Origin of the sequence: Crocosphaera sp. Alani8 (assembly GCF_038442745.1) — a bacterium.
Taxonomy (GTDB): domain Bacteria; phylum Cyanobacteriota; class Cyanobacteriia; order Cyanobacteriales; family Microcystaceae; genus Crocosphaera.
Map to the genome: position 1 here is coordinate 20,470 of NZ_JARVCN010000300.1, position 9,398 is coordinate 29,867.

The following is a 9,398-nucleotide window of genomic DNA, read 5'->3' on the forward strand; positions in this document are numbered from 1 at the left end:
TCGTGTCCTCACTATATCAAATTGAGAATCAATATGAGTCAGCTTTTAGTTAACTTAAGAAAGGTTATTTTTTTAGTTGTTTTAAGTATAATTCTTGTGACAGTGGCAGTCCAACCTGCCTCACCCCATAGGCCCCACGATGTAGCAGAAAGAATAGAAATATCCCCAACTTATAATCAAGATCAAACTGTCTGGATTATTGTCAGAAGTAATCTTTTTAAGTCAGTTGATGGGGGAGAGACTTGGCAAAGAATCACCAAGGGAATAGATAATCAAACTCAACATAATCTCTCAGGTTTGGATATGTTTGCTCAAAGTAAAGATATCCTGTTTTTATCTTCCGATGGTGATGGAATATATAAGACTCAAGATGGAGGAGCGTCTTGGGAAAAAGTAAATCAAGGATTAGAAAACCTCAAAATTGAATCAGTGGCTATTTCCCCCAATGATCCTGACTTAGTTTTAGCAGATGGAACTGAGGGAGGGTTATACAAAACAGATAATGGGGGTGAAAGTTGGACTTCTGTGATGGATAGTCAAACTAAAGTTACTGCTATAGCTTTTGTTTCCAGTAACGATAATCAGATTCTTTTAGGAGACGATCAAGGGAATTTATACCTGTCCTCAGATAATGGACAAAATTGGCAGCTTATGGGAAAAAATCAAGACGGTGGACCGATAAACTCCGTAGCAATTTCTCCCAATTTTGCCACTGATAACATGATTCTAGTTGGAACCGATCAAGGCATTTTTAAGAGCGTTGACCTCGGTAAATCTTTTGTTAATATAAGTCAAGAAAACTTAGATAATAATATTAGAGATATTGTTATAGAATCTGGAGAAAATAATAGCTTAAAGATTTTCGTCTCTACTAGAGACATAGGAGTATTTAAATCTGAAGATGAAGGAAAAACTTGGACAAAAATAAATCAAGGTTTAACCAAAGACAAGCAAGCTGATCAATTTAAAGTTCCTCATTTTTATGAGCTGGGTATTTCCCCTGATTTCAGCCAAGATGAGGTGCTATTTGTCGGAGGTTTCAATGGATTGTTCAAATCTCAGAATAGTGGTGAAACTTGGCAAGAACTAGAAACTTTGTCAGCAGGGATAGTTGCCAGTTTCGGTATTTCTCCTAACTATCAGAATGACTCTACCCTAGGGGTTGTAACCTATGTTGGCAATGCTTATCTTAGCTCAGATGGTGGAAATACCTGGGAACCCGCTAATAAAGGATTGGAACCCCCACGCTTCAGTAGAGAATTCAACTTTACTGGACAAGATCCTCGCCGCTTCTTTGATATAGCTTTCTCCCCTAACTATGAATCTGATGGTAAGATTTTTGCAACTGTTCTTTGGAATAACTTTTTAAGGTCTACTAATAGGGGTAAGAATTGGCAAATTGTTGGTCTTCCAGGTGCAAAAGGTCAACCACTTCGAGGATTTAGCATTGTTCCTTCTCCTAATTTCGCCGAAGATAGCACCGTTTATGCCGCTACCATGTATGGTTTAATCATGCGCTCAACGGATGGTGGCCAAAACTTTTCCATTATGTCAGCCGTTGAAAGTCATAGGATCAACGAACCCCTAGCTATAGTGATATCTCCTAATTTTGCCGCTGACACAACCCTCTATGCTTCGGGGGTGAAAGGAATTTATAAGACGACAGATGGGGGTAAGACATGGCAAGCTACAACTGAAAAAACCCCCTTAGAAAATCTCTACTTTCTGAAGTTAGCCATATCACCAAATTATGAAAGCGATCGCACAGTAATAGTTGGCACGGAGAAAGGGGTTTACAGAACAAAAGATGCAGGAGAAACCTGGGTTAAGTTGACTAATACAAGTTATGGAGACGATGAACAGGTTCAAGCTTTAGCCATTTCCCCAAACTATGAAAATGACAAAACTTTTGTACTGAGTATAAGAGGAAAGGGACTGTTTAAAACTGTTGATGGTGGTCAAACATTTGCACAAATTGGCGATGATTCCCTTACTTTTGCTAGAGTCAATAATATTCCTTATGCAGGGAAAGCAATACAGTTTTCGCCGTCTTATGCTGAGGATAAGACCCTTTATGGTTCTGGAGCAACTAACACAGCAATTTATAGATCCACCGATGGTGGTAATAATTGGGAGACGATTGCTATTCCCATAAATACTGATGATAGTTATGATTTAATAACTTGGGGAAGTCTCATATTTGTGGTTTATAAGGGTCGCATATTTAGAATAGCGGCTGCTGTGGTAGTTGCTATATTGAGCTATGTTGCTTTAGGATTTTTAGGGTTGGAGACAAAACTTCCTTTGAGTAAGCTACAAATTAAATTAATAGGAACATTTGTAACATTTATTGTGGCATTACTCATATTGTTTAAATTATGAAGAACTTATAGCTTAGGCTGTTCTATTAGCCTACATATTCTCTAATTATTTTTAATTTTCTTAACTGCAGCCATCATCTGAGTTAAAAAAGGCAGTCCCACTAAAGCGGGTAAAAAATAACGAGAAGTGCAGAGTATCCCTAAAGCGGCTCCTACACTTGCTGAAAAATAAGGCTGATAAAGATAAACTAAAGCAGCATCCCTTGTACCAACCCCGGCAAAGGTTAAAGGTAATAATCCTGCTAAGATAGCCAAAGGAGACAAAGCTAAACTAATTAGAAAAGGAGTCGAAGCTTTGAGAGCAAGAATAAAAAACCAAATTTGTAATAGATGTAAAAACCATAAAAAAATAGAAGTAATAGTAACCTTGAGCAACTGAAAAGGATTACCCCAAAAATAGGTGTGCATTTCTAACCAAGACGTTTCCAATGTCTGTAATTTTTTTTGAACAACTTTGGGTGAAATTTTAGAAAATAGTCTGAAGAAAAGAATTGCAAATTGCCGTGATCCAATCAGCAAAAAGAGTAAAACAAAACCGAAAGTAATCGCCCCTGTCATTACCCAGAAAAACTCATCCTTGCTTGGGTAAAAAATCAAACCTAAAACACACCAGAAGAGTAGAGAAAGCATATCACACGCTTTTTCAAAGATTACTAAAGATAAAGCAAGTGAACCTTTTAAATGCCCTCTATCTGTCATAAAATAAGCCTTAGCAATATCTCCCATTTTGGAAGGTAAAACCATATTCAAAACACTGGCACCTAAAATCAAACGATTCGCTTCGATAAATCCTAATGAACTGTCTGAAGGCATTAACTGTTGAAGTCGCCAAGATGTTACAGAGGTAATTGGAATCACCATTCCTAAACTAATAACCATCCAAAGCAAATCACTCTGACGAAAAACATTGATTAATCCTTCAATATCAATTTGAGAGTAAAGAATGACTAAAATAGCGGTACTCACAGCAAGAGAAATAAATCTTTTCATGATCACATTATGATGGTTATAAAGGACTAGAATTCAACATAATTAAATTCAGAATGTTCTGTTTAGAGTTAAAGCTTGATCATTGCTTAAGGATTTTATTTTTTCTGTCAAATCTAGCCACGGTTGTAATTGTCCTAATTGAAAGGTTCGACTCATGACGACATAAATAGACGTTTGATCACAGCCAATTCCTATCTCAACAACATCATCCCAACTAGTGGCATTTAGGGTATCTTTAATCTGCCATTTTCCTTGCTCCCAGATCAATTCTCTTTTAAACCAAAAAGGGGCTTTTTGTTTCCCTGTAATCAATATTTTTTGGAGTATTTTTCGGATTAAATTAGGAAAAAATCTACCAACAGTTAACATTACTAATCGTAAAATTAATAAGTTAAATGGAGTCATTTGTTTTTGTTTTGCCCAGCCTAATTCTCCCGTAATAATTATACGATTGTCTTCAATTTTTGTAGAATAATTATCCACCAGATGTGCCACAGCGTTTTTAGCTTTCTTTCCATTTTTTACCCTCAAAGAAAACTGTGTATCAGAGGCAATTAGATGATCTTGATCAAATAACTTAAACACTCCTCCTTTATTTAGAGCTATATATAAAGTATAATTTTCCCTACGATCAATCATTAATTGAGCATTTTTTAAATGAATATGTCCCTGCTTAGGAATTGGCGAATCAGGACGTTTTTCCGTGAAATGTTGCCATGCTAATAAATAATTCCAAGTATGATGTCCAACAATATGATCATCTGCATAACAAGGCACTAATCCCTGACTAATTCCTTTAAGAAATTGATCATTAATTGTTAATGCTTCAGGTAGCCATGTTCCGACAAATTCAAAACCAGCAGGGAAGAAATTATAAGTGTTGCGACTAGCATATTCACCCCCATAAGAACCATCAGGGTGAATGAAATAAGAAGCAAGTTTGACGGCTTTTTCTAATACTTCTTTTAACCGAGTATCTGGGCGAATTTGATAAATCTGTGAGAGACAATAAATGGTAAGAGTATGATAGCCGGGATCACATCCTTCATATTCTTGAAACCATCCTTCTTCGTTTTGCCAATCAATCACTCGTTCTAAGCGCAAAGCTTTTTGTTTATCCCATTCTGAAGTGTTTAAAATTTGGGAAAGTCGTTCTAAACAGAGAACAATTAAAGCTTGATGATTGGTTAATTTTCCACTCTCATGATGATTGGCTAACCAAGTTGCTCGTTTCGCAAAAAAATCCAAAAATTGCTGATTTTTAAGCCCCATTAACTGATAACTTTCAAGACAAGCTAAAAGAGAAAAAGCAGCTGCTCCTGCAGCACGTTCAAATGGAAAATAATCATCACAAGAACCATCAGCATGACTACTCAGATTGGCATAATGGATACCTGCTGCTACCCAATCTCGAAGAGAAGATTGTTGATAAAAAGGATTTATCTCAAGATTGGTATGGTAGGCTAGAGCAAGAGGATAGACAAATTCTTGTGCCATACCACTGGGGAAATCGATAATTTTATATTGCCAAAAGTTTCGATCAAAACAACCATAAGTTGGACTATGAACATTGCGATCTAAAAGAGTTAAAATCTTGGGAATCTGGGCTAGGGCAACTTCTGCAAATAAGTTTTGGTTCATAGATTTGACTGTCTAGAAAAGCTTAAAAATATGCTGTAATAACAATTGGATGAACTTGAGGCTTTTAAGATACTTAGTCTTTTGGGAATTTTTCATATTCGTTACGGCGTAATCTCAATTGAATATCCTCTAAAAGTTTACGATTAACTGCCAAAATATCCGCCACTAATCCGAGAATCCAAATTTGTACCCCAATAATTACGAGTATTGACCCTAGAAGTAAGCTAGGAAGGCGAGTTCGGGTGCTATTTTCTATTACAAACAAAATTAGCCAACGAATAAATATTAAATTTCCTAATAAGAAAGGAATTGCCCCCAAAAAGGTAAAAAACTTCAGGGGTTGATAGGTCATAAAAATCCGAAAAATTGTTATGATTGACCGTTGAATATAAGCCGGGATACTTTTTACTAATCGTGAAGCTCGCAAATAACCATTAGTGCGAATAGGCACAGACGTAATAATAATATCTTTTCGTCCTGCTTGAATAATGGTCTCTAAAGTATAAGTATATTCATTAAAAACATTTAATTTCATAGCGGCACTACGACTCATTGCCCGAAATCCACTGGGGGCATCGGGTATTTCCGTACCACTAGCCATACGAACTACCCAACTACCAAGTTTTTGTAGCAGTTTTTTGGTAGGGGAAAAATGGCGAATGTTTTCAATTGGTCTTGCCCCCACAACAATTTCAGACCTTTTATTCAAAATTGGCTCAATCAGTTTAGGAATATCCTCGGCACAATACTGATTGTCTGCATCGGTGTTAACAATAACATCAGCTCCTGCCGTTAGACTCGCCTCTAATCCTGCCATGAAAGCCTTAGCTAACCCTTGATTATGCTCAAAATTAACAATGTGATCAACGTGCCACTCTTTAGCTACCTCTACGGTTCTGTCCTGGCTTCCATCATTAATAATCAGCCATTCTACTTGATCTATTCCTGGAATTTGACGCGGAAGATCAGCTAGAGTTATAGGAAGGGAAGATTCCTCATTATAGCAAGGAATCTGGATAATAAGCTTTGTCATTTAAAATACAAAATTGGAAAATACTGACATTATTTACCGTATAAGGTAAATTTAAGGGATAGCTTTTCATTAGTCAATCTTTTTCCCAATAATTTTACACAAAAAATGGGACACAAGGTTATCATACAAAGTCTCTCAAAAGTGTAAGATATACCCAGCATCTCCTAAGTTCAACGTGATGTTGCGCCCAAATAGACGAACCTCATCAATCGGAAAAACACCATATACAATCAAGGTAAATTTTATGTTTCTATTAATTGGGGTTTCCCTTGTTTCTTTGGTCTTATTATTTTTAATAATAGACTTAAAAACAGAAGATGTTAGAGTCAGTTTACTAGGTTCATTGGTAATTTGGGGGATCTTACTCACTTTTATCATCGAATTGCTATCCCTTATTAATGCTGTCACTCTTAGTGGTGTCTTTATTAATTGGCTGATTGTTGATGGTGTTTTAATCGGAATTTATCAAAAAACCAGAAAGAAACATCCTGAGCGTACTCCATGGAAGTTAAATCAATGGACAAAAAATCCCTTTTCAGTGACTTTATCCATAGGTTTAGTTGTCTTAGCTCTCATCGTTGCTGTTGTTGCCCTAATTTATGCACCGAATCACTCCGATTCTATGGAATATCATCTTAGTCGCGTGGTTCATTGGATTCAAAATCAGAGCGTTACCCATTATCCAACATCCGACTTATTCCAACTGTATCAACCTCCATGGGCTGAGTTTGCCATTATGAATTTTCAAATTCTTAGTGGAGGCGATCGCTTTGCTGGACTCATTCAATGGGGTAGCATGATTGGTAGTTGGATAGGAATTTCTTTAATTGCTAAAGAACTTGGTGCGAGTCCGCGAGGACAGATTTTAGCCGCTATTGTCGCAGCTACGGTACCGATGGGTATTCTACAGGGATCTAGCACAGATAACAATTATGTGGTGACTTTTTGGTTAGTCTGTTTTGCTTACTACACCCTAACAATTTTTAAAGAGGGTATAACGAAAATGAATATCCTGCTATTGGGGGGTAGTTTGGGACTCGCTATTTTAACTAAAGGAACTGCTTATATTTATGCTTTCCCTGTAGCCATTTGGTTAGGATTATGGGGAATTAAACATCTTCGCTGGAAAGTTTGGCAACCCATTTTTATCGTACTAGTCATTGTCTTGCTGATTAATGGCGGTCATTATCTGAGAAACATTGCTCTGTTTGCTTCTCCACTGGGAGCGGCGGCTGAAAAACAAACTTTAGGAGTATTTAGTCCCTCAGTTTTTATCGCTAATAGTGTTAAGCAATTATCCCTTCATTCTGACATCATTCGCTATTTGCACTTAGAAAGTATTATTACTCCCCTTACAGGAATTACTAACAAAGTCATTGAAATTATTCATAATCTATTGTCATTAGATATTAATGATCCTCTATTAAATAGTCCTAAATCAGCTAAATTCTATGTTCCTGGTTTATCAACTTATGAGGATACTGCTGGTAATCCTTTTCATCTAATGTTAATTGGCTTGGCTACCTTGTTTTATATAGTTAATAAGAAATTGTGGAGACAGCCTTATTTACTGGGATATTTAGCTGTTGTTTTTGCCGGAATTTTCTTATTTTTTGGACTTTTTACTTGGTCTCCTTATCGTTGTCGTCTGCATCTACCCTTCTTTATCTTATCTTCAGCTTTTGTGGGTGTTGTTTTTGGTAAATCATTTAATAGTAAAATTACTTATGTTCTAGCAGTTCTAATTCTTCTACTTTCCTATCCTTGGTTATTTTTTAATGATACCCGACCCTTGATTGTAGAGAATGGTGTTCTTAGTCAACCTAGAGTTGAGCATTATTTTATAACTCAAAAACAATACCAAAGTCCCTACTTAAATGTATCAAATAAACTTCAATCTTATGAATGCTCAAATATAGGATTAATAATGAGAGGAACTTCCTTTGAATATCCTTTGTGGCGAATTTTACAACTATCTCAAAAGCCTATAACCATAGGCCACATCAATGTTATTAATGAATCTGCAAAATTAGCAAGCCAGTCTCCCCATAAGGACTTTAAACCTTGTATTATTCTCTCTTCTGTTCGGTTTAATCCTAATGAAGAAAGTAAAAATTCATTAACGTATAACGGAAAAACTTATACTCAAGATTGGGTAGAACCTTGGGATGGAAATAGAGGGGAAGTAACCCTTTTCACCCTTCAAGATAGATAATTCCAAATCCACTCGGGACACTAACCTTAAAAACTCGATGGGCTAACATTGGGAAAAATACTTTGCTTCTTGTCTATTCTAGAGGATAAGATGGGTTTCGGAATTAGATTTGGTATCGTCTTATTCTAAAGTATGGTATTTAACAGTATTTCATATTAGTTGGGGACTTATTACGCTTCAATTGTACTGCAATAGTTAGATAGTGTAGTCAAGCATTGTTTAAAGGAATCAGTCGCTTTTTCCACTAATTCGCCAGAAAATTTTGTGTCTGATTCTCGTCGATTTCTAATTATATAACCAGCTTTAATATTTTCTGACGAATCCCCAATTCCTTTCCTCCCAGTTGTCCTTAATGTTTCGTATTGCTCTGAAAAACTTTCTTTAGTCTGCAAAAATTTTTGAAATTTATTAAAAACTAAATCAGTCTGATTAATGAGTTGGTCACTGGTAATTAAAAGACTTTGTTTTTTATTATTAATTAATTTTGCATAACTTTCTAGTATTTCTAAGCGTTCTTCATAGTAATTTAGTGCTTTTTCCTCGCTCCAGTGAGGTTTTATTTCTAATATACTTGCTAGGGTTCTTTGAGGTTTTCTAATCAGAAATATACTATAGACCTGCTCAGAAATCAAAAAATCATCTGCTAAAAACTTATGGTTATGTAAAACTTTATCTAAGACATATTTATGGTTCATTTTATAGTCTTTGATAGTCCAGTAAACCTTAAACATTAATTTTTCAAAATCCAACTCCGAAGAATAATTGATATGAGTTTCTCCATAGCCGATAATTTCAGGATTAGAATTTAGCAAATGAGTGAGTAAAGAAGATCCGGATCTCATGTGACTCAAGACGAACAAGATGCGAAAAGGGCTTTTCCGAAAACGTATTTGATAAGGATTGTGATCAGTATTAATCCGAAATTGATAGTAGTTGTTAGCTAGATTATTTTTAAGCTCTCTAAAATATTGACGCATTTGTTTTACTTGAGATGTCATAGGGCTTAAATTTTAGATAAAGTTCCTCAAGTTTCTAGTATAATCTAATCTGTTTCAAGGCCAATATTTCAATAACAAGAGACAATCTAGCCTGCATTATTCATGAAGAAAAAACAAAACAAAAAAATAAGCAATTAGCA

The 9,398-nt window shown here is 35.7% G+C and carries 6 protein-coding genes; 2 read left to right on the plus strand and 4 right to left on the minus strand.

All coding sequences use genetic code 11. The features are described 5' to 3' along the window. The first annotated feature begins 33 nt into the window (after positions 1 to 33). Positions 34 to 2,382 (plus strand): WD40/YVTN/BNR-like repeat-containing protein, encoded by a 2,349-nt coding sequence (locus P9B04_RS16270; RefSeq protein WP_342056035.1) that lies wholly within the window; start codon positions 34 to 36, stop codon positions 2,380 to 2,382. Positions 2,383 to 2,423: 41 nt separating this feature from the next. Here P9B04_RS16270 and P9B04_RS16275 read toward each other — a convergent pair whose 3' ends face one another. The 3 genes from P9B04_RS16275 to P9B04_RS16285 all read right to left on the minus strand — a co-directional run bounded on the left by P9B04_RS16275 (position 2,424) and on the right by P9B04_RS16285 (position 6,045). Then, positions 2,424 to 3,371 carry a lysylphosphatidylglycerol synthase transmembrane domain-containing protein gene (locus P9B04_RS16275; RefSeq protein WP_342056036.1) on the minus strand — a complete coding sequence of 316 codons (948 nt, stop codon included), beginning with the start codon at positions 3,369 to 3,371 and terminating at the stop codon, positions 2,424 to 2,426. A gap of 48 nt (positions 3,372 to 3,419) precedes the next feature. After that, positions 3,420 to 5,012, minus strand: a complete 1,593-nt coding sequence (locus P9B04_RS16280; protein ID WP_342056037.1) for a hypothetical protein — start codon at positions 5,010 to 5,012, stop codon at positions 3,420 to 3,422. A gap of 73 nt (positions 5,013 to 5,085) precedes the next feature. Next, positions 5,086 to 6,045 (minus strand): glycosyltransferase family 2 protein, encoded by a 960-nt coding sequence (locus tag P9B04_RS16285; RefSeq protein WP_342056038.1) that lies wholly within the window; start codon positions 6,043 to 6,045, stop codon positions 5,086 to 5,088. Positions 6,046 to 6,289: 244 nt separating this feature from the next. On the opposite strand from P9B04_RS16285, the gene P9B04_RS16290 reads away from it, so the two are divergent. Beyond that, the gene (locus P9B04_RS16290; RefSeq protein ID WP_342056039.1) at positions 6,290 to 8,260 is read left to right on the plus strand and encodes a hypothetical protein; all 1,971 of its coding nucleotides are present in this window, start codon (positions 6,290 to 6,292) and stop codon (positions 8,258 to 8,260) included. Between the two features lie 170 nt (positions 8,261 to 8,430). On the opposite strand, the gene P9B04_RS16295 is transcribed toward P9B04_RS16290, so the two are convergent. Further along, a complete protein-coding gene (locus tag P9B04_RS16295) occupies positions 8,431 to 9,258 on the minus strand; it encodes a sulfotransferase family protein (protein ID WP_342056040.1) in 828 nt (275 codons plus the stop codon). Between the last annotated feature and the right edge of the window lie 140 nt (positions 9,259 to 9,398).